This window comes from Leptolyngbya sp. 7M (genome assembly GCF_018128485.1).
In genome coordinates this window covers 1,556,933-1,576,881 of the sequence record NZ_CP070897.1, presented here as the reverse complement: position 1 = coordinate 1,576,881, position 19,949 = coordinate 1,556,933, and the positions used below count along the sequence as shown (strand labels likewise).

The window sequence follows — 19,949 nt, the reverse complement described above, 5'->3', positions numbered from 1 at the left end:
CCAAACACTCAAAACTACTAGCAGGAGAGAATTAGATGAAAGCTCGCGCCCTTAGCCTTGCGGCCGCAATCATATTTTTTCTTTTTTCAGTATCTGATATTGACGGGCAAACGATTCCATCGATCTGGACACCGGAGACGCAAGTTAAGTTGAAGGTTCCCGGGACTCCGAAAATATCACCGGATGGCCGCCGCGTCGTTTACACGGTGAACGAGGCCGTAATGACCGCGGACAAAAGCGAATTTATAACGCAGATCTGGATAGCGAACACCGATGGAACAAACAACCGACAGATAACGTTCGGCGAGCGCTCGTCTGCAAATCCGAAATGGTCGCCAGACGGTAAATTCATCGCGTTCACCTCGAACAGGAAAGATAACCGGAATCAGATATATGTTTTGAACGCAGAAGGGGGCGAGGCAGAACAGATAACGGACGGAAAGTCCGGGGTCGGTAATTTCGAGTGGTTGATTCTTTGAAAAGAAGTGACAACTATCGTTGTTGAAAGGAATACACAGAAAAGATAGATCTCTCCGACCAATTTTTTAAGACTGTCAGCAAGGTCGGCTGAGAACAGCACGGCAAGAGACAAGACAAAGAAGTAGAAACCAACGGGCAGAAAATCACGTCCGGATAAGACTATCTTCCATAGGAAAAGCAGTCTGACAAACAATGTGGCGGCGAAAGCAATGAATATAAGGTCTGAAATTTCAATCGTCACCCCCATTGCCTGAAATCGGATAAATGGGAATGCGAGCGAGATGATGTAGAGCAAAAAGAACAGAAATGCCGTTCGGTCAATTAGATAGGCGAAAGATTTATGAGATTCCTCCATCTTGAATCGCCGATCGGGTCAGATCGTTTTTGTTACCTTTGTAAGCGAACGCGGTTTATCCGGGTCAAGTCCTTTTGCTTCAGATAGTAGTGCCGCCAGGATCTGTCCCGGAACGATGAATGGGATTGGCGAAAGAATTTCGTCTATCTCATCAGAAAGGAGTATTGAACATGTTGAAATGGAGCCTATCCTTGGGTCATTAGTTATCGCTAGGGTATCTGCGTGAAGCTCATTCAATCGTTCCGAAAGCAACAAATTACTTTTTGACGTAGGGCCATTTGGAGCAAAGAAAATAACAGGAAAGCGCCTCTCGATCACGGCAAGCGGGCCATGAAAAAGATCTGCCGAAGAAAATCTCTCAGCCACCACATAACACGTTTCCATTAGTTTTAGCGCAAGCTCATACGCATTTCCGTAATTAAGACCCCGACCAACCACAACACAATTCTCCATAAACACGTATCGGTCGACAAGGTTTTGAATATTGCTGCGGAGTTCAAGTGTGTTATTAACAAACGTTGGTATCTTATTGATAGCAATGTTGTTTGGGGCTAGCGCTGACGCGAGCAAATAAAAACACATCATTTGCCCTGTATATGTCTTCGTCGCAGCTACTGAGCGTTCCGGTCCTGCGTGCACCAACAGACTTTCATCCGCGATCTGTGCCATCGTGGAATTAGCGTTATTTGTGATTGCAATGGAGAACGCACCACATTCTTTAGCTCGTTCGAGCACAATATTGATGTCTGATCCCTCTCCAGACTGTGAGATCCCAACTACTAGAGCACGCTCCAATTTTAGATCGGCTTTGTAGATGGTGAAAACTGACGGCGCGGCTAAAGAGACTGGGATTCCGGTCGTGGTTTCGATCAGATAGCGTCCAAATTGTGCAGCGTTATCCGAACTTCCTCGGGCAACGAGTATGATAAGGTTTATTTCGCGACGTTTCAGATGGTCGGCAAGTCTGCGCACCTTTGAAGATTCTGCCAAGATGGTGCGTTCAAGCACTTCCGGCTGTTCATATATCTCATTTAGCATCAATGACATAGCAAGCAATGTATGAAGTGATGTATTAAGTGCCTACTCTAAACAATTTTGTTAGGCTTAGCTTCATCTGATCGTGATCCTTCTCTCATAGCAATAAGCACCGAGTTGATCGTTCCGCCAACCAGAAGAGCGACTGCGGTCAAATAGAGCCAAAGCATCAAGATAATAACAGCTCCAAGCGAGCCGTATGCTCGATTATAGGTGTTGAAATACTGCAAATACAGTTTGAAGCCATTTGTAAGCAAAAGCCACAGTATTATAGCGACCACTGTTCCGGGCGTGATCCAAAGCCAACGCCGCTTCTTAAAGTTTGGGAGTAAATTGTAAAAGATCTCACAAGCAAGAAGAAGCAGAAGCAAAACAGATATCCATTGTATGGCTACCAAGATCCAAGGTGAATTAACATCCAATCCGATGCCTCCCAAGCTGATCCTCACGAGTTGCCACCCGTAAAAAACGATGCCAAGGATAAGCGCGATGAGAATTATCAATACCAGCGTCAGAAGAAGTGATTCCCCCTTTGTCCTAAACCACGTTCGTGTTTCCGTGAGATGAAATATCGAGTTCAGCGCATTCCTTACACTGTCTATTCCGGCGGAGGCTGACCATAACATTATTGCGAGACCAAGCGTGAGTTTTCCGGTAGTACTACCTTCTGTGATCTCGTTTACGGTGTCACGAACTAACACAAAAGCAGACCAGGGAAGAAGTTGTCGCAGGTATTCGAATAACTCCTGCTTTAGCTCGCCTGTAGATTCCAATATCAGTCCAAATAGCGAAACAAGAAAGAAAAGGAGTGGAAATAAGGAGAACGAGAAATAAAAAGCAACTTGGGCAGCGCGGCTGAATATATCGACTTCGAAGGATTCTTCATAGAGCTTTAGAAAGAATTCTTTCCATTGCAGATCCCTTATTGAAGCCATTAGTTGAACCTCCCCTTAACCTCGAATAGGTCACCTATCTTGGTCCGAAACATATACTCGCGGAACTCTACGGCTAATACCGCACGTAACCTCGTACGAGATCGTGTTTAATGATTCTGCAATGTCTTCAGCCAAGATCCGGTGTCCCTGATCATTTCCGATCACTGTAACTCGATCACCGACATTTACTTCTGGTATATCGGTCAGGTCTATGGTTGTCCAGTCCATCGACACACGACCGATGACCGGAGCAAATTTGCCTCTAATTAGAACATTTGAACTATTCGAAAGACCTCGTCTATAGCCGTCGTTATAACCTATGGGAATAGTGCCGATGACCGAATCTCGTTTGGTAACAAAACTGGCTCCATAGCCAATAGTTGTTCCGGCGGGGACCCTTTTGATAAATGATACCTTTGAATACAGAGACATCACTGCTTTCAATTCCGGCCCAGGGAATCCCTTGGGAAGAACGTCACCGCCGAGTCCATAAAGCAAGCCACCAATCCGTACAAGCGAAGAACGTGAATTCGGAAACACAATGGCTCCGGGCGAATTGGCCATGTCCAAATATTTGGGTTGAACCCCCTTAGCCTGAAAGATCTCAGCTGCTTTATTGAAACGTCTGATCTGAGTATCGGTTAGATTGTTCTGCGGTTGGTCTGCGGTAGAGAAATGCGTCATTAAACCCTCGATCTTGATGTTCTTAAATTTAGCCGCTTCGGAGGCAAACTCCCCAACCGAACCAAATGGAACCCCCACTCTTCCCATTCCAGTGTCTATTTTGATGACCACAGGATAGACAATCCCTTGAGCTCCGGCCGATTCATCAAAGGCCTTTAGCCGGTCGATCTGAAAAAATACAGGGGTGAGGCGATCCGCGATGATCATTTGTTCCTGGCCGGGCCAATTGCCGAAACAAACGATCCTGCCGGCGATGCCGCCTTTCCTCAGTTCAACTCCTTCTTCAGGAAGAGCAACCCCGAAATGTTTGACGCCCACCTGTTGTAAGGTTTTAGAACACTCGTTTGCCCCGTGCCCGTAAGCATCGGCTTTTACTATAGCCATCACTTGAGGCTCAGGCCCAATAAATCGCTTTATTGAGGTATAATTGAAGCGTAGGTGATCAAGATCAACTATTGCTTTGGTGGGTCTTTCAGCTGAATTTTCATTCATGGTCGATAGCGAAAGAATCAACAGGAGTTATGAGCCTAGTTCAACTGTCACTATTCAACAGTTGAGGTGAAGCTCAAGAAAATAAATACCTCATGTGTTAGATTATTTAATAAGATCTAAACCATTCGATAATAACAATTAAAGAGGGATATTTCCGTGTTTCTTCGGTGGATTTCTGTCCCTCTTGTTTTTCAGAAGTTCTAAAGAACGGATCAGTTTTTGCCGAGTTTGAGCGGGTTCGATCACCTCATCGATAAAGCCTCGTTCAGCCGCGACGTAAGGATTGGCAAATTTTTCATTGTACTCACGGATTATTCGGCTTCGGGTTATCTCCGGGTTAGTAGTATCCATAAGTTCTTTTCTATAGAGAATTCCCACGGCGCCTTCCGCCCCCATAACCGCTATTTCGGCTGTTGGATATGCATAATTCACGTCAGTTCGGATATGTTTTGAGGCCATTACACAATAAGCTCCGCCGTAGGCTTTTCGGGTAATTACAGTGATCTTTGGTACGGTCGCTTCAGCGAAGGCATAAAGGAGTTTGGCTCCGTGGCGAATTATGCCGTAATGCTCCTGATTCACTCCCGGTAAAAAGCCAGGAACATCTTCAAAAGTAACCAGAGGAATATTGAAGCAATCGCAGAATCGCACAAATCTAGCTGCTTTTGTAGAAGCATCTATGTCAAGAACGCCCGCGAGAAATGCAGGCTGGTTTGCTACGATGCCCACGGAGCGTCCACCGAGCCGTGCAAATCCAATAACAATATTTTGTGCGAAGTGCTCTTGGACCTCGAAAAAATATCCTTCGTCCACCACCCGTGAGATGACCTCTCTGATGTCATAAGGTTGGTCTGATGATTCCGGGACAAGGCTGTTGAGGGTTAGATCCGCGCGATCTATCGGGTCATCATTTGGTTCGATCGGCGGATCTTCCATATTGTTCGATGGTAGGAATGAAAGGAGTTCCCGCGTCAGCTGTAATGCGTGTTCGTCAGAATCGGAGGCGAAGTGTGCGACCCCGGACTTTGAATTGTGCGTCAATGCTCCGCCGAGTTCTTCCTTTGTAACTTCTTCATGAGTAACGGTTTTAATGACATCCGGACCTGTGATGAACATATAGGAGGTGTTCTTGACCATCACGTTGAAATCAGTGATGGCGGGAGAATACACCGCACCGCCTGCGCAAGGCCCCATTATACAACTGATCTGGGGTATGACTCCGCTTGCCAAAGTATTTCGAAGGAAGATGTCTGCATATCCCGCGAGACTGACAACTCCTTCCTGTATCCTCGCACCACCCGAATCGTTCAGTCCGATGATCGGCGCACCAACCTTCATCGCGAGATCCATAACCTTACATATCTTTTCGGCATGGGTTTCAGAAAGCGAGCCGCCAAAAACCGTGAAATCCTGTGCAAAGACAAAAACCTCACGTCCATTGACAAGACCATGGCCGGTAACAACTCCATCGCCCGGGAATTTCTGCCGCTCAAGTCCGAAACCGGTCGCACGATGAACTACAAACTTGTCGAATTCCTCAAAAGTGCCATCATCAAGGAAGAACTCGATACGTTCGCGGGCTGTCATTTTGCCACCGGCACGTTGTTTTTCGAGCCGTTCAATGCCGCCGCCGAGGGCTGCAGTTAGTTCGCGTTCACGCAGATCGTCTAACTTGGTCAAAGATTTTGATTCGGGTCTCATTAAGATAAAGTTTATCCTGTTTGATATTTGTAGCAAATTCTGGAAGATAGGACATCAGTTTAATATTGACAGGCCGGTTTAGGCAGACAGGGAAGTAAGGCTATCCTATTTTATGAAGCGCATCAGTAGTCGTGATAACCAGATACTAAAACTTGCTCGGAAGGTACGGGATGGAAACCATCGCGAGTTAGTTTTTCTAGAAGGAAAGCGATTGGTGAAGGATGCTATTCAATCCGGAATACTCATTCGCTCAATAATTTTCTTTGAGGAGCTCCCCGCAGAAGAGATCCGTCCTTTTATCGAAAGCAGAATAGAAGACCGTAACGGGGTCTATTCAGTGTCGCGAAAGTTGTTTGATGGTATCGCCGAAACAAAAAATCCTCAAGGAGTCATTGCACTTGCTGAACGTCCTAAGTGGTCGCTCGATCGAATTAAACTACGCCTTGAAGACTCTGGTATAGTCGTCAAGATCATCCTCTATCTTTCTCAGATCAACAATCCATCGAACCTAGGAGCGGCGATCCGAGCTGCGGAAGCTGCGGGCATAGCTGGAGTCATTACTTCTCCAGGGTCAGCTGATCCCTTTTCTGCTAAATCGATCAGAGGTTCGATGGGATCGGTGTTTCGAGTACCGATAGTAGAAAATATGGATCCCAAGATATTGTTTGATCTCGCGGCAGAATATCAATTGCAGATGGTGGGTCTAGATCCGCGAGGTGATATTTCAATTTATGAGTATGACTGGACGCAACCTGTGATCTTGGTTGTAGGATCCGAAGCTCACGGAATTGCCGAAAACGAACTTTCACAAGCGGTGAAAGGACTGGTGATTCCAATGGAGAGCACCGTCGAAAGTTTGAATTTGGCAGTTTCCGTAGGTATAACGCTTTTTGAAGCAAAGCGTCGAGTAACGTAAGTTATCAAGGACTTGCGTTCATATTCCCCAAATTCGAACTATTGGCGGCATCGACTGTATTTGATGCTGGAGCAGTGTTGGAATTCTGCTTCATGACTTCAGCAAATGATGACTTAAATGCCTCAGCCGCTTGTGGATCCCCCATTATCGAATTCATCATTGCGATATCGGCGCGAATGGTTGCTGCCACACCTGGTTCGGCTTCAGATATCTTGCTCAGTGCAAGAATAAACTGACGCCGAGCCGCAAAATGTTCTCCTGTCAAGAACAAGGCGCGACCGAGAATGTAGTGGTCCTCGGCATCTTTTGTCGCGGCGACGTTGGATTTGATATATGCATTCGGATCCTGATCTACGCGCCACCTGAGTTCTTCGAATGATGATGCGGGAACATTATTGGTTCGGGGTGTAAGCTCACTGACAGGAATAGAAACAGGCTGCGGTTCGGGATTTGATTGTTGCCAGAAATAAAGTCCTGCGGCTCCAAGTGCCGCACCAAGCAGAAGGTAAATTAGCGACCTAAGAAAACTTCCGAACTTTGATGGGGCAACATTTTGCTTTACGACTGTCGAGGAAGTCTGACCGAATATTGAGAACTCCTTTTCGGTCTCTGAAGTAGTGGCCTGGCTCCCCGCAGGAACTATTACGCGAGATGAGGCATAATCGCTGGATACAGTTTCGTGTTCGATCTTTTCGAGTTCAGGCTGGTCCTCCGGATCGAAGACCGGCTCCGGTTGGGGTATGTCCATCAGATAGGACTCATCATCGCTAGGAATATCTTTCGTTATTGCGATCGGCGGCTGTTCGATCTCATCGACGATCGAACCATAGTTTGGTGATGCAGCTATTTCACCAGATCCCTCAAGGATATCTGCTGATACGTTAGGTGTCTCTCCAAATCGTTCTGCTACGTTATCAAAAGGGGAACGGGCAGTGGCGATGGTTTCTTCTTCATCTAGGTAAAGACCTTCTGTCGCTATCGAACCAGAATGAATGTCAGTTGCCGAATCCGCGCGAACTGGAGAGCCAGGAACTTTTACGAGAACGGCAGTAAGATTATCCTCCGCTCCGCGGTCATAGCACATCTCTTTCATTTGCTCGCAAAGCATTTCAAGGCTCATTCCGGTCGTTAGAAGAGATTCAAGTTCTTGATCTCCGATGTGCCGGGTTATACCGTCAGAGCAAAGCAAAAAGATCGTTCCCGGCTGAACGTCAATCTTCTTGATGTCGATATCAACTGACATCTCGGCCCCAACGGCTCTACTAATGACATTCCTGCTCGGGTGCATAGCAGCTTGTTCTGGCGTCATTTGACCTGCCCGAACAGCTTCCTCAACAACTGAGTGATCGGCTGTCTCACGATAAAGGGTGCCGTCAGGAGTTAGGCGATATAAGCGGGAGTCACCAACATGAGCGATGGTGGCAGTCGATCCAGTAAGATGAAGTACAACTACGGTTGTAGCCATAGCTGCCATTTGCGGCATCTCACTTGCCATCTGATTGATCGCGAGGTTTGCTCTATCGATGGCAACGGTGATCATTTCTTCTGGAGACACTTCGCCGCTGAAGTTGGCAAATGCTTCGCCTAGCATTTCGACAACCATCTGGGATGCGACATCACCAGATAACGCACCGCCAACGCCGTCAGCAACGGCGAATATCCCGTATTGGGGCAATGACAGATATGAATCTTCGTTCTGGAGGCGTTTTTCACTGAGCCCTGGTGCAGAATTTCGGTCAAAGTTTTCGCGTAACGAATAGTGATCATTTCGTTATAGAAGGTGATGAATACGACACGGCATTTTTCGACAAAAAGCCGAAGTTTATGTCTTATCTGCCGGAGATCGCAATAGTCAATAACATAGAGTTCGATCATGCGGACATCTACAAAGATCTCGACGCGATCAAATGGCAATTTTCGCGGTTGATGAACCTAGTTCCGGGCAATGGCCGCCTGATCTGCGGTGTTGATTCGCCGGTGGTCGTCGAAGTGCTAGACCAAATGAAGGGTAAGCTATTCACGACGATCGAAACGTTCGGAGTAGGCCCGGACGCTAAGTGGCAGGCCAGGGATATCTCACTAGAGACCGATGTTACCAGGTTTAGCGTTTATCGTGAAAATTCTCTATGGGGAGAATTCCAGACAAAGCTGATAGGGGATTTTAATATTCGAAACTGCCTTGCGGTAATAATTGCTGCTGATGCTTGGGGTATTTCACGGGAGAAGATGCAGGAGGCCTTTGACACTTTCAAGTCGGTAAAACGACGAATGGAAGTTCGTGGCATCGAACGCGGAGTAACCGTTATTGACGATTTTGCTCACCATCCGACTGCAGTGGATGAGACATTGCGTGCCTTGCGGCAAAGATATGCAAATAATCGCCTTATCGCTATTTTTGAGCCGCGTTCACGTACATCTCGGTTGTCCACTTTTGAAGATCGGTATAAGGACGCATTCGTACACGCCGATCAGGTGATCATTGCCGGCGTTTTCAATCCGGAGGATGCGAAGAATTATGGCGATGTAATGAATGTCGAAAGACTGGTCGCAAATATCGCTGCGACCGGCAAGCCGGCGGAAACATTACCCGATGCCGATGCGATAATAGATCGGTTAAGGCCGGAATTGGAAGAAGGGGACGTTGTTGCAATTATGTCCAACGGCGGATTCGGTGGTATCCACGAAAAATTGCTTGGCGTTTTGCGTGCAGGTTGAATTCATTCGGATTCGCGGCCTTGTCAATAACAGCCCCTTGGCTGGTTCCCCGCAAAAGCCTATCGTTTTCAGATCCGATGCCTCAGGCACCGCCCGTAAAACAATATAAGGTTCCTTTATCCGATGATTTGACAAGATAATCAGTAATCCTTACAACCATTTATATTTATGCTCTTCGATTCGAACCATACTACTGCGTATGTCAGTCTTGGATCGAACCTTGGCGACCGCGCAGGAAATCTTCTACTCGCGGTGCGCGGACTGCTTGAGGCGAGTTTTGATGTCGTAAAACTTTCGGCGATATATGAGACAGAGCCCGTTGGTATAGATGGCGACGCAGATGATTTTCTGAATATGGCGGTGGAGCTCAGATGCACAAGTATCACCGCGACCCAGATGATGGCCCGAATGCTTAGGATCGAGTATGTACTAGGGCGTAAGGACAAGAATCTGAAAAGGCCTCGGACCATCGATCTTGACCTTGTTTTTTTTGGGAATCATAGGATCACCAGCCCATTTCTTACCGTCCCGCATCCCAGGATGCATCTTCGTAATTTCGTGCTCGTTCCAATGGTGGAGATCGCTCCCCGCTTCGTCCATCCGGTGCTCAAGAAGAATATGGTCGAGCTGCTTGACGAATCTACGGATACCGCGAATGTAAAGCGTTGGGATCCGCTTATTCTGACGGGGTCTGAACTTATTCGGGCAAGCTAGACTTACAGTAAGGAAAAGTTCTATTCTAAGGGCAATTTATGGCCTATCTTAAACCGGATAAACCGGAAAAGGTTTTCGTGCCGGCACTCCGTGAAGCAAAGGAAAAAGGTGAAAAGCTCGTCTGCCTAACGGCTTACGACTATCCGACCGCACGAATTGTTGACGAGGCCGGAGTCGATATGATCCTGGTCGGTGACAGTATGGGGAATGTTATCCACGGCTATGGAAATACGATTCCCGTAACGCTTGAGGAAATGCTCTCAGCGACTAAAGCCGTTAAGCGTGGAGCCAGCAGGGCCCTTATCATTGCGGATATGCCGTATGGCTCGTTCCATACAGGCGATAACAAAGCCGTTCGGAATGCGCTTCGTTTAATGAAAGACGGTGGAGCAGAGGCCGTCAAGCTCGAAGGCGGACGCAATCGTGTAAACCTGGTCAAACGCCTTGTTGATGAAGAAATTCCGGTAATGGCTCACGTTGGGCTTACACCACAATCGGTACATAAGCTTGGCGGATACAGAGTTCAGGCAAAAACCGCCGATGCAGCGAAAATTCTGATCGAAGATGCACAGATGCTTGAAGAGGCCGGAGCCTTTGCAATCGTTTTGGAGCTCGTGCCGCGTGAGGTTGCGGAGATAGTTACCAATGAACTCAGTATCTCCACCATCGGGATCGGAGCCGGCAGTGCTTGTGATGTCCAGGTTCTGGTCCTTCACGATCTTATCGGTTTTACCTTCGGCCGACAGCCCCGCTTCGTTCGCCAATATGCGAATGTTAGCGAGGTCATAACAAATGCGATCACCCAATGGATGGAAGACGTAAGGTCAGGGGACTATCCTAACGAAAGCGAATCCTACGGAATGCCGAAGGGGGAGCATCTCTCGGAACCTAAAAAAGCAGTCACGAGCTGACCAAATGGAGATCATAAACCGCCGGCACAGGATGGCCTCTATCGCGCGCAAGCTGCGTCGCGAAAACAAGACTGTAGGATTTGTCCCCACGATGGGAGCTCTTCACGAGGGGCATCTGACCTTGGTAAAAGAGGCTAGGCAAATGTCGGACGTCGTCATCGTTTCGATATTTGTAAATCCGACCCAGTTCAACGATAAAAATGATCTTGAGCGATACCCTCGTGATCTAACGTCCGATGCCGCGATGCTTCGTGACTTTGACGTTGATTACATCTTTGCTCCTGAGGCTTCGGAAATCTACCCGGATGGGTTCTCGACCTACGTCTATGTCGAAGGACTCTCTGAATCATTGGAGGGTGCCTCCCGACCCGGGCACTTTCGTGGCGTTGCCACCATCGTTACCCTTCTGTTCAACATTGTCAGACCTGATCTGGCATTTTTCGGGCGAAAAGACGCTCAGCAGTTTGCGGTCATTAAAAGACTCACGCGGGATCTCGGTTTTGAAACGGAACTGATCGCGGTGCCGACGGTCCGTGAGGCCTCAGGTCTCGCCATGTCATCAAGAAATGAACTCTTGACGCCTGAAGACCGCGAAAAGGCGGCGGTAATTTACCGGGCTCTTCAGCTGGCCGAATCGGAATTCAGCAAGGGAGAGCGAAATGGTGCGAAACTGGCTCAAATAGTTGAAAACGCAATTTCTGAGGAACCAGCAGCTTCCCTGGACTATGTTGCCGTCGTTGATGCGGAATCCCTGGAACCCATTGAAAAGATTAGAGATATGCCGGCAATCATAGCCGTTGCTGTAAAGTTCGGTTCCGTTAGATTGATAGATAACGTTTTACTTCACCCCGGACAGTAAGTTGGCATATAGTTTGCATCTAAATCGGCGAGGAGGGAGTGTACTCTCAGACTCAACTTAAAATGAGAATGTTCACCAGATCAATTATCGCGTCGATCACCATAGGTCTTTTAGCGACCCTTTCGTACGCACAGACTTCTTTGCGTTCACTCGACGGTGATAACGTCGACGTTCAGGGCCAGAGCGGTAAGGTCGTAGTCTTGGCGATAGGTGCAAGCTGGCTTCCTCTTTCCGCGAAGCAGGCTGAATATACCAACGCGCTTGCCCGCAAATATTCTGGTAGGAATGTTGTTATCTATTTCGTCCTAACAGATTCGACCAATCCGAGATCGAAGAACCATGCAACCGATGAGGAATTGCGTTCCTGGGCGAGTCGAAATAAGCTGACCGTGAAGGTCTTACGTGATCCGGACGGGGCCTCAACGCTTCGAAAATTCGGTGTTGACCAACTTCCATCGTTTGTTGTTTTAGACAAGAATGGAAACCGCTCAGGTGAGCCTTTTGGTGGTGTTGATCCTAACTACGACATTACGATCCCGATCTCAAAGAAGATCGATTCACTTCTTTGATCTTTTTCTTTGCTTACTAAAGAAGCGAGGCCGGATAAGGTCTCGCTTTTTTGATTAATGCAGTCGGGATGCTTGCGGACCTTAAGCAGATCGTCCAAATTGATGGCAAAGTTCGTTTACTAAAGTATAAACAAGATTTATGGGTAGGCCGACCACGTTCCAATAATCACCTTCGATACCCTCGATAAAAAGTGCCGCCTGTGCCTGTACAGCATATCCACCGGCCTTATCATATGGATCTCCTTTATCGACCAAAAAATCTACTTCATTATCTGTCATCTTTCTAAACCTGACCGAGGTCTTCTGTAGGCCTGTACGGCAAGTTCCATTTTTTAAGATCGCGATACCTGTAAGAACTTGATGGGTAGCTCCTGAAAGCGTACTTATCATACGGACTGCGTCCTCACGGTCGCGCGGTTTTCCCAGTATCTGGTCTTCAATGACCACTGTAGTGTCTGCCGCTAGGATCAGGCTTTCTTGGAATGCATTAGCTATAGTAGCCGCTTTCTCTTCCGCTAAACGGATAACGTATTCATCCGGAGATTCACCGGCATTTTCTGTTTCATCTACGTCAGGGATGCGGACCTGGAATGGCCAACCAACAGAAGTAAGTATCTCGGCACGCCGCGGACTGCCCGAGGCAAGTATTAATTGAGGAAGCTCTAAAGCTCTTTTGTCCAGATTTAGCATTTGCTTGATTTCTCGATTAAGATATTCCTTTATCGATCGACGGATAGCAAATGTTTGGACTTGAGAATTCATTACCGGCGATCCGAGCAATAATCGGACGCTCGCCTGACGCTGACCTAAGTTTGGCAAAAGCAGCTTGGCATTCGGTTGCCGGCGATCTGCTGGCAGACCGAACCAAAGTCGTCGGCCTAGAAAGGGATATGCTCAGGGTGGCCGTTGAAAGCAAGGTCTGGCAACGAAATTTGCTTGAGCACAGAACAGAGCTTCTTTTCAAGATGAACACTCTTCTAGGTGAGAAGCTCATCAACGACATTGAATTTGTCGAACAACCTGATCTTTTCGCGAACAACCGTATTCTCAGAAATACCAAGGAAACGAAAGTCGTCTCTAACGAGCTTTCCGATGAATTAGCCGAAAAATTAGAAAAGATCGCGGATCCGGTTCTGCGAGCGCAAATTAGTTCGGTCGCCCGCGCTTATTCAGTAAGATTTGGGAAGATCAAAGATGGATGTAAGAAAGATCGCTAAACTGGCACATCTCGAAATAACCGATGAAGAGGTCGCGGTTTACACTCCGCAAATGGCCAGCATAGTCAGTTACGTAGAGCAACTGAATGAATTGGACACCACGAACGTCGAACCGATGATCGGCGGACTGACTACGGAGGGGGCGGCGACGGTGACGGTCCGAGAAGACGTTCCGAACGCTTCTTTTGCTCAGGAAGATGCTCTTTCAGAAGCCCCCTCCTCAATTGCTGGTCATTTTCAGGTGCCAAAGGTCCTCGGATGAGGGAACAAGAACAAATTCGGAATCGATCGTTCAACACTATCGTTGTCTTTATGACGGCATTAATGCCGATCTTGTCCTGTTCGATCCCAAGCCTTGAACAACCAGCTTGTAATGATGCCCGGCCATTGATCCGGGAGTTTTACTCCTTTCATTTTGGCAATGAGATGGAAATAACACCGGAAGGGATCCGGCAGCGTGAACGGTTTTTATCACCTCAGATGAAGACCTTGGCGGCTCAAGCGCCTGAAGGCTCGGACCCTTTTACGGTCGGTTCAGGATCATTGCCAAGGGCATTTCGTGTGGGGAGTTGCCGGCAAACGTCGGAAAGTCGGGTGGAATTTGACGTCTTGTTCTTTTGGAAGGAAGAGGCGACCACTGAACAGCGGCCCATCAAAGTTGAATTAATAAAAGAGGACGGGCAATGGTTCGTCGAAAGGGTAAATAACTAGAAAAAAGATGATCAAAGACGAGATCAAACGAGTAATAGCGAACGCCGAACGGCTAAACCCTACTCTGAATAGCTTTTTATCTATCGATTCGGATGTCGCGTTGGAGACAGCAGGAGCTTTGGAAGTGTCTCCGCGACAACATCCTCTCGGTGGTATTCCGATCGCGATTAAGGATAATATCTGCACGAAAGGGCTCCGGACGTCCTGCGGCTCGCGTATTCTTGGCAATTACAAGGCCCAATATGATGCGACTGCGGTCAAACGATTGAAAGATGCCGGAGGCGTAATTATAGGAAAAACCAATATGGACGAATTCGCGATGGGTTCGTCCAATGAAAATTCCGCATTTGGTCCAGCACGGAATCCTTGGGATATCGAACGGGTGCCGGGTGGTTCCTCGGGCGGTTCGGCGGTCGCTGTTGCTTCTGGGGTTGTTGATGTGGCTCTTGGTTCGGAGACTGGCGGATCTGTTCGGCAACCAGCGTCGCTTTGCGGCATCTTCGGACTGAAACCAACTTATGGGCGAATTTCGCGGTATGGGCTTGTGGCATTTGCATCATCTCTTGACGCCATCGGTATATTCGGAAGTTCGGCAGGAAGTGTGGCAGATGTTATCGGTGTGATCGCTGGTCGTGATCCATTGGATTCTACCTCAGCAGATGTTCCAGTACCTGACTATCATTCAATGCTTGAACATGAATTAAAGGGAAAACGGATCGGAGTTCCGCGGGCGTTCTTTGGCGAGGGGCTCGATGAGGAGGTGCGGGATTCCGTCGAGACGGCTATCGAAAGTTTTCGTGGGTTAGGTTGTGAGATCATCGATATCGAACTTCCGCATGCCAAATACGGAATAGCGGTCTATTATATAATCGCGACGGCCGAGGCCTCATCTAACCTTGCACGTTACGATGGCGTTCGCTACGGGTATCGTGCTGAAAACGCCACCGCTTTGCGTGAAATGTATATGAAGACCCGCGAAGAGGGCTTCGGACCGGAGGTAAAACGACGCATAATGCTCGGGACCTATGTTCTTTCTAGCGGATATTATGACGCATATTATTCGAAAGCACAGAAGGTAAGGGCTCTTGTCCGCGACGATTATAGGGCGGCGTTTGCGGGCTGCGACTTTGTCCTGACGCCAACCTCCCCGACCACCGCTTTCCGACTTGGTGAACGCTCTGATGACCCATTAGCGATGTACCTTAGCGATATATATACGGTCTCTGCAAATCTTGCCGGTCTGCCGGCCATCAGCATTCCTTGCGGACTTTCATCGGAGCGACTGCCGATAGGCGTTCAACTTATTGGAAACTACTGGACAGAAGGCGACCTCCTTAACGCAGCCAACATCTATAGCACCAATTATCCGTTATCCCAAAAACCAATGATCAGTGCTGAGTGAAAATAGCTTATGTGAGAAAATCACCTATAAACTACTTAAGCGTGGTCTATTTTATATAGGCAAAGCAGCAGGAAAGTGGATTACAGTGTGTTTATGATAATTCTAAGATAAAGTTTCTAAAATGGCAGAGCATTTTAATTTCATTGTCGTAACTCAAGATCTTAATTTGAGATATGTCTTTTGAGAAGAGCATATGAATTAGTGATCGGTAAACTGTTTGTCAGTGCGAATCATCAAAATTTTATGCAACTTTTAAATATTAAGGTTTGCTTTCTTTTCCTGCTGTTGGTGGGAATCGTTAGTGGACAGCCTACAGCTCTGACGCAGCAGGAATTCGTATCACTTCTCTACACGCTCGAACGAGAACCTTCGTCCAAACCTGCACTTGTTACAGCCTTACGCGAACGGGGCATACAATTCGTTTTGACCGACGGCCTGCGTTCTTTGACGCGGACAAAAAGCAGGAATGACGATGAAGTGCGAAGAGCCTTGGAGGAGGCAGATCGCAGAAGGCGTGACCCCGATGTCCATGAATGGAATTCAGACTCGGCAAGATATTCACTATCAATGAGTTGGCGTAAGTCCACGCGTTTTCCGCTACGATCAAGTGCAATTAGCCCTTCGATCCGGGAAACTTCTCTTGGCCGTCCAGTTCTTGGTGTCAAAAACCCAAGATTCTTCCTATTTCCTACTCGCGAATCGTCAGAAAATCGGCCCGAAACCTGAGCTTTACAGAGCGTCGGGTCGAGTTTGACCGAAACGATAAGGTCAGAACTAAACGCTATTGTAAAGTTTTGTAAAACAGCGAATAAAACTAGAATTATTTTGTATAATTGAGTTATCAACTGTAGCTGTAGTTCTTTCGGTTCGAAGTTCTTTTGATCTTGGTGGTCACGTTATGAGTTTCATAAAGATCGTGGTTTATGTAGTGGCTTTGCTCCTAAGCCTACTCTTCCTTGGACGTTTTTTTATTTGATGCGTAATTAAAGCATCACGTCTGTCCGAAGGAATTGTCCAACGGTTTGTTTCGCCGAAAAATTAAGATATCATACATTTTGATGAGCGGTCTTGTGGGCCGCTCGTTTTGTTTTTATGGAGTAGCAGAGCAGAAAGTTTCGTATGGATGGAGCTAGAAAGATAAAGAAGGCATTGTTCAGCCTTTCAGATAAGACCGGAGCGGTTGAATTTGCGAGGAAGCTTGCCGCTCTCGGCGTGGAGATAATTTCAACAGGCGGTACGGCAAAAACACTTCGTGAAGCTGGCATCGCGGTAACGGACGTCGCGGACGTAACCGGATTTCCGGAAATGATGGATGGCCGTGTAAAGACGCTTCACCCAAAGATACATGGAGCGTTTCTTGCTCTTAGGGATAATAAAGATCATCTTGCGGCGATGAATGAACACGGGATCGAGCCTATCGATCTGGTCGTTGTGAATCTATATCCCTTTGAGCAAACGATCGCGCAAGAGGGTGTCTCTCTTGAAGAGGCAATAGAGAACATCGACATTGGCGGCCCGGCCATGATCCGTTCTGCATCGAAAAACTGGCGAGATGTGGCTGTCGTTACAGACCCCGGACTTTATGCCTCGGTCATAGATGAGCTGGACCAAAATGACGGTTCACTTTCTGTTCAAACCCGACGAATGTTGGCCACTCTTGCATATACCCGAACAGCAAGCTATGACTTGGCGATCTCGTCCTACCTTGCAGGACTGCTATCTGAGAACGAGTTAGAAAAGCTGGAGCCCTTCAACCCGCTCGGCGGGCTCTATTTTATTGATGCGGAGGATGATCTTGAAATCTCGAGCTCCCATCAACTGAGTGGGAATGTACACGGATCAGATCTCTCTAATGAGCTGTTTCTCCAGTTAGCAAAGGTCGCCGATCTTCGTTATGGAGAGAATCCCCACCAAAGGGCCGCACTCTATCGGACCAGTGATAATGGCGGTATTGCCGCAGCCGAGCAACTTCATGGCAAGGAGATGTCATTCAACAACTATCTTGATGCTGAAGCTGCGTTTAACCTTGTTCAAGATTTTGAGGAGCGTGCCGTTGCGATAATAAAGCACACCAATCCTTCAGGAGTTGGGGTCGGCGAAACAAATGAATTAGCTTACCGACGAGCACTATCCACCGATCCGGTCTCAGCATTTGGTGGGATAGTTGCTTTTAACACGACGGTTGACCCTGTCGTCGCGGCGTCCGTAAATGAGGTGTTTACTGAGGTTGTGATCGCACCGGATTATGACGAGGAAGCTCTCGGCCTCTTGAGGTCCAAGAAGAATCTTAGAGTGCTAAAGCTGCCGTTCGAAGACAGAATTGAAACTGGCCGCGAATATCGTCAAATATCGGGCGGATTTCTTGTGCAGGATAAAGACACAATGTTGGTCAAAACTGGCGATCTGAGGATCGTCAGTAAAAAGCGGCCTGACGAGGACCAAATAGCAGCTATGTTGATGGCCTGGCGTGTTTGTAAACACGTTAAGTCCAATGCGATCGTGCTAGCAGACCGTTTCCAGACGCTTGGTGTGGGATCGGGACAAATGAATCGGGTCGATTCTGTCCGCATCGCTGGTATCCGTGCAGAAAGGTTCGGACTTAAGCTAGAAGGCTCTGCTCTTGCGTCAGATGCGTTCTTCCCATTTCGTGATAATGTGGATGAGGCAGCAAAAATGGGGGTTTCAGCGATAATCCAGCCCGGCGGCTCCGTAAAGGACGAAGATTCGATAGCGGCAGCGAACGAACACGGCATAGTGATGGCATTTACCGGTATCCGCCATTTCAAACATTAAGTTAAACACTGTTTCTTAAAGTAAAACATTAAATGTCTTGACATTAGGCGCCGAATGAGATAATCTTTCCGCATACAGGACAACTGAAGAAGCGCCCGGAGGGTTTGTTTTAAGCAAACCTCCGGGCATTTTATTTGAGATCGGTGGCTTAAGAAAAAGACAGGCTTACCCCAATCATATTCCTCTGGCCAGTTTGAGTTCTGACGCTTTTGTGAGATATTTTGTGCGAATTCAAGAACGATCAAGCTTGCTAATGGTGTTTTGTGTTTATCCACTCCTCAATGGACGTGGGCCAAAACCGGCAATGGGTGAATATAGATCAAAAAAAACCGGGAGAACTCCAATGAAACTGAAATTGTTACTTTTTTTGGCCGCAGCGATGTTGCTCGGGACCTCATGTGATGGCGGTGCGACAAATACTGCGCCAAATTCTACGAATGCAGGCAACGCAGCAAAGCCCGCACCTGCCGTACCGACGGCCGAATCGTTCCTCGAAATGGAGAAGAAAGCTGTCGAGGCCTGGACCAAGGGTGATACAAAACACTTTGAAAACATCCTCTCTGCAAAGTTCGTCGCATATCATCAGGGACAGCGTTTTGACCGTAACGAAGAGATCAAGATGATCGGCTCAGCAAAGTGCGAGGTCAAGGAATGGAATCTAGATGACCCGCAAATGGCGAAGATCGATGACAGCACCTACGTTGTTTCGTACAAGGGAACTTACGACGGCGAATGCGAAGTTGACGGGAAGAAGATGAAGATCCCGAGCCCTGCAAGAGCGGCAACAATATGGACAAAGGCCGGTGACCTTTGGCAAGCCGCATATCACGGTGAAACTCCGATCATTGATCCGAGTGCACCTCCTCCAGCGGCAGCCAAAGCAGACGACAGCAAGAAAGAGGAACCAAAGAAAGAGGAAGCCAGATCCGACGACAAGGGAGCATCGAATACTGCCGCAGCTCCGGCTGCTAAGCCGCAGCCGAGCTCTAACACTGACGCCCTTGTAAAGCTCCATACCGGCGGATGGGAAGCCTTCAAATCAAAAGATGCGACGTGGTTCAACAATAATTTGACCGAGAATGTCGCACTCGTTGATCCTATGGGTAAATGGCATAGCGGGAAAGCAAACATCGTTCGGCTATGGACGGAAACGATGAAATGCGAAGGCATTACAAAGGTCGGCCTTACCGATGGATTCTCCACTGCAATTTCTCCAACGGTTGAGATACTGACCTCGAAGGGATCGGCCGATGGAACGTGCGACGGTCAAAAGAACGGAGCTCTTTACCAGACCAGCGTCTATGTCAAGCAAGGCGACGCATGGAAACTTGCGTTCATGCTCGAATCGCCTGCGATGTAGTCAAGTTATTCTTAGTCAGGCAGTCGATGCCGGAAGTATGCTGCGGCTGATCGGAAAAGGTTAGCGTCATGTGACGCAAAACCCTCGATTGCCGCGGCAT

At 47.8% G+C, this 19,949-nt stretch carries 19 protein-coding genes and 1 pseudogene; 14 read left to right on the top strand and 6 right to left on the bottom strand.

From position 1 onward, the window contains the following. Positions 1 to 35 precede the first annotated feature (35 nt). Positions 36 to 479, top strand: coding sequence for a TolB family protein (locus tag JVX88_RS07465; RefSeq protein ID WP_211626708.1), 444 nt, complete (start codon positions 36 to 38; stop codon positions 477 to 479). A 374-nt stretch (positions 480 to 853) separates the two neighbouring features. Here JVX88_RS07465 and JVX88_RS07460 read toward each other — a convergent pair whose 3' ends face one another. The 4 genes from JVX88_RS07460 to JVX88_RS07445 all read right to left on the bottom strand — a co-directional run bounded on the left by JVX88_RS07460 (position 854) and on the right by JVX88_RS07445 (position 5,661). After that, a complete protein-coding gene (locus JVX88_RS07460) occupies positions 854 to 1,873 on the bottom strand; it encodes an SIS domain-containing protein (protein ID WP_211626707.1) in 1,020 nt (339 codons plus the stop codon). 47 nt (positions 1,874 to 1,920) lie between these two features. Next, entirely contained in the window at positions 1,921 to 2,805 is an 885-nt protein-coding gene (locus tag JVX88_RS07455) for a YihY/virulence factor BrkB family protein (RefSeq protein ID WP_211626706.1), read from the bottom strand. Positions 2,806 to 2,835: 30 nt separating this feature from the next. Continuing rightward, complete coding sequence (gene alr, locus JVX88_RS07450; protein WP_211626705.1) at positions 2,836 to 3,981, bottom strand: alanine racemase; 1,146 nt, start codon at positions 3,979 to 3,981, stop codon at positions 2,836 to 2,838. 138 nt (positions 3,982 to 4,119) lie between these two features. Then, positions 4,120 to 5,661 carry an acyl-CoA carboxylase subunit beta gene (locus JVX88_RS07445; RefSeq protein WP_211626704.1) on the bottom strand — a complete coding sequence of 514 codons (1,542 nt, stop codon included), beginning with the start codon at positions 5,659 to 5,661 and terminating at the stop codon, positions 4,120 to 4,122. A 133-nt stretch (positions 5,662 to 5,794) separates the two neighbouring features. On the opposite strand from JVX88_RS07445, the gene JVX88_RS07440 reads away from it, so the two are divergent. Continuing rightward, positions 5,795 to 6,598 (top strand): TrmH family RNA methyltransferase, encoded by an 804-nt coding sequence (locus JVX88_RS07440; protein WP_211626703.1) that lies wholly within the window; start codon positions 5,795 to 5,797, stop codon positions 6,596 to 6,598. 4 nt (positions 6,599 to 6,602) lie between these two features. Here the strand turns inward: JVX88_RS07440 and JVX88_RS07435 are convergent. Next, positions 6,603 to 8,294 (bottom strand): annotated as a pseudogene (locus JVX88_RS07435) (PP2C family protein-serine/threonine phosphatase); the annotation flags it as partial. Between the two features lie 26 nt (positions 8,295 to 8,320). On the opposite strand from JVX88_RS07435, the gene JVX88_RS07430 reads away from it, so the two are divergent. The 5 genes from JVX88_RS07430 (at position 8,321) to JVX88_RS07410 (ending at position 12,366) form a co-directional block, all read left to right on the top strand. Beyond that, on the top strand, positions 8,321 to 9,313 hold the full coding sequence (locus JVX88_RS07430; protein ID WP_211626701.1) for a UDP-N-acetylmuramate--L-alanine ligase: 993 nt from the start codon (positions 8,321 to 8,323) through the stop codon (positions 9,311 to 9,313). A 168-nt stretch (positions 9,314 to 9,481) separates the two neighbouring features. Beyond that, positions 9,482 to 10,027 (top strand): 2-amino-4-hydroxy-6-hydroxymethyldihydropteridine diphosphokinase, encoded by a 546-nt coding sequence (gene folK / locus JVX88_RS07425; RefSeq protein ID WP_211626700.1) that lies wholly within the window; start codon positions 9,482 to 9,484, stop codon positions 10,025 to 10,027. Between the two features lie 38 nt (positions 10,028 to 10,065). Continuing rightward, on the top strand, positions 10,066 to 10,938 hold the full coding sequence (panB, locus tag JVX88_RS07420) for a 3-methyl-2-oxobutanoate hydroxymethyltransferase (protein ID WP_211626699.1): 873 nt from the start codon (positions 10,066 to 10,068) through the stop codon (positions 10,936 to 10,938). 4 nt (positions 10,939 to 10,942) lie between these two features. Beyond that, complete coding sequence (gene panC / locus JVX88_RS07415; RefSeq protein WP_211626698.1) at positions 10,943 to 11,797, top strand: pantoate--beta-alanine ligase; 855 nt, start codon at positions 10,943 to 10,945, stop codon at positions 11,795 to 11,797. Between the two features lie 68 nt (positions 11,798 to 11,865). Next, positions 11,866 to 12,366 (top strand): TlpA disulfide reductase family protein, encoded by a 501-nt coding sequence (locus JVX88_RS07410; RefSeq protein ID WP_211626697.1) that lies wholly within the window; start codon positions 11,866 to 11,868, stop codon positions 12,364 to 12,366. An 81-nt stretch (positions 12,367 to 12,447) separates the two neighbouring features. Here the strand turns inward: JVX88_RS07410 and JVX88_RS07405 are convergent, their stop codons facing one another. Continuing rightward, the gene (locus tag JVX88_RS07405) at positions 12,448 to 13,128 is read right to left on the bottom strand and encodes a Maf family protein (RefSeq protein ID WP_211626696.1); all 681 of its coding nucleotides are present in this window, start codon (positions 13,126 to 13,128) and stop codon (positions 12,448 to 12,450) included. On the opposite strand from JVX88_RS07405, the gene JVX88_RS07400 reads away from it, so the two are divergent. From JVX88_RS07400 to JVX88_RS07370, 7 genes are all read left to right on the top strand, one after another. After that, the gene (locus JVX88_RS07400) at positions 13,107 to 13,583 is read left to right on the top strand and encodes a DciA family protein (RefSeq protein WP_211626695.1); all 477 of its coding nucleotides are present in this window, start codon (positions 13,107 to 13,109) and stop codon (positions 13,581 to 13,583) included. The genes JVX88_RS07405 and JVX88_RS07400 overlap by 22 nt on opposite strands. Further along, positions 13,561 to 13,845: an Asp-tRNA(Asn)/Glu-tRNA(Gln) amidotransferase subunit GatC gene (gene gatC, locus JVX88_RS07395; RefSeq protein WP_211626694.1), complete on the top strand. Its 285-nt coding sequence runs from the start codon at positions 13,561 to 13,563 to the stop codon at positions 13,843 to 13,845. Before JVX88_RS07400 ends, gatC begins: the two co-directional genes overlap by 23 nt. Continuing rightward, a complete protein-coding gene (locus JVX88_RS07390; protein WP_211626693.1) occupies positions 13,842 to 14,294 on the top strand; it encodes a hypothetical protein in 453 nt (150 codons plus the stop codon). The genes gatC and JVX88_RS07390 overlap by 4 nt, the downstream gene beginning before the upstream one ends. 7 nt (positions 14,295 to 14,301) lie before the next feature. Beyond that, entirely contained in the window at positions 14,302 to 15,696 is a 1,395-nt protein-coding gene (gene gatA, locus JVX88_RS07385; RefSeq protein ID WP_211626692.1) for an Asp-tRNA(Asn)/Glu-tRNA(Gln) amidotransferase subunit GatA, read from the top strand. Between the two features lie 243 nt (positions 15,697 to 15,939). After that, positions 15,940 to 16,422: a hypothetical protein gene (locus JVX88_RS07380; RefSeq protein ID WP_211626691.1), complete on the top strand. Its 483-nt coding sequence runs from the start codon at positions 15,940 to 15,942 to the stop codon at positions 16,420 to 16,422. 393 nt (positions 16,423 to 16,815) lie between these two features. After that, complete coding sequence (purH, locus tag JVX88_RS07375; RefSeq protein ID WP_211626690.1) at positions 16,816 to 18,489, top strand: bifunctional phosphoribosylaminoimidazolecarboxamide formyltransferase/IMP cyclohydrolase; 1,674 nt, start codon at positions 16,816 to 16,818, stop codon at positions 18,487 to 18,489. A gap of 343 nt (positions 18,490 to 18,832) precedes the next feature. Continuing rightward, the gene (locus JVX88_RS07370) at positions 18,833 to 19,849 is read left to right on the top strand and encodes a nuclear transport factor 2 family protein (protein ID WP_211626689.1); all 1,017 of its coding nucleotides are present in this window, start codon (positions 18,833 to 18,835) and stop codon (positions 19,847 to 19,849) included. The last annotated feature ends 100 nt before the right edge of the window (positions 19,850 to 19,949 follow it).

Bases quoted from the DNA above. Each gene is read 5' to 3' on its own strand.
- JVX88_RS07465 (WP_211626708.1), top strand. From the start codon at position 36: ATGAAAGCTCGCGCCCTTAGCCTTGCGGCCGCAATCATATTTTTTCTT.
- JVX88_RS07460 (WP_211626707.1), bottom strand. From the start codon at position 1,873: ATGCTAAATGAGATATATGAACAGCCGGAAGTGCTTGAACGCACCATC.
- JVX88_RS07455 (WP_211626706.1), bottom strand. From the start codon at position 2,805: ATGGCTTCAATAAGGGATCTGCAATGGAAAGAATTCTTTCTAAAGCTC.
- alr (WP_211626705.1), bottom strand. From the start codon at position 3,981: ATGAATGAAAATTCAGCTGAAAGACCCACCAAAGCAATAGTTGATCTT.
- JVX88_RS07440 (WP_211626703.1), top strand. From the start codon at position 5,795: ATGAAGCGCATCAGTAGTCGTGATAACCAGATACTAAAACTTGCTCGG.
- folK (WP_211626700.1), top strand. From the start codon at position 9,482: ATGCTCTTCGATTCGAACCATACTACTGCGTATGTCAGTCTTGGATCG.
- panB (WP_211626699.1), top strand. From the start codon at position 10,066: ATGGCCTATCTTAAACCGGATAAACCGGAAAAGGTTTTCGTGCCGGCA.
- panC (WP_211626698.1), top strand. From the start codon at position 10,943: ATGGAGATCATAAACCGCCGGCACAGGATGGCCTCTATCGCGCGCAAG.
- JVX88_RS07410 (WP_211626697.1), top strand. From the start codon at position 11,866: ATGTTCACCAGATCAATTATCGCGTCGATCACCATAGGTCTTTTAGCG.
- JVX88_RS07400 (WP_211626695.1), top strand. From the start codon at position 13,107: ATGTTTGGACTTGAGAATTCATTACCGGCGATCCGAGCAATAATCGGA.
- JVX88_RS07405 (WP_211626696.1), bottom strand. From the start codon at position 13,128: ATGAATTCTCAAGTCCAAACATTTGCTATCCGTCGATCGATAAAGGAA.
- gatC (WP_211626694.1), top strand. From the start codon at position 13,561: ATGGATGTAAGAAAGATCGCTAAACTGGCACATCTCGAAATAACCGAT.
- JVX88_RS07390 (WP_211626693.1), top strand. From the start codon at position 13,842: ATGAGGGAACAAGAACAAATTCGGAATCGATCGTTCAACACTATCGTT.
- gatA (WP_211626692.1), top strand. From the start codon at position 14,302: ATGATCAAAGACGAGATCAAACGAGTAATAGCGAACGCCGAACGGCTA.
- JVX88_RS07380 (WP_211626691.1), top strand. From the start codon at position 15,940: ATGCAACTTTTAAATATTAAGGTTTGCTTTCTTTTCCTGCTGTTGGTG.
- purH (WP_211626690.1), top strand. From the start codon at position 16,816: ATGGATGGAGCTAGAAAGATAAAGAAGGCATTGTTCAGCCTTTCAGAT.
- JVX88_RS07370 (WP_211626689.1), top strand. From the start codon at position 18,833: ATGAAACTGAAATTGTTACTTTTTTTGGCCGCAGCGATGTTGCTCGGG.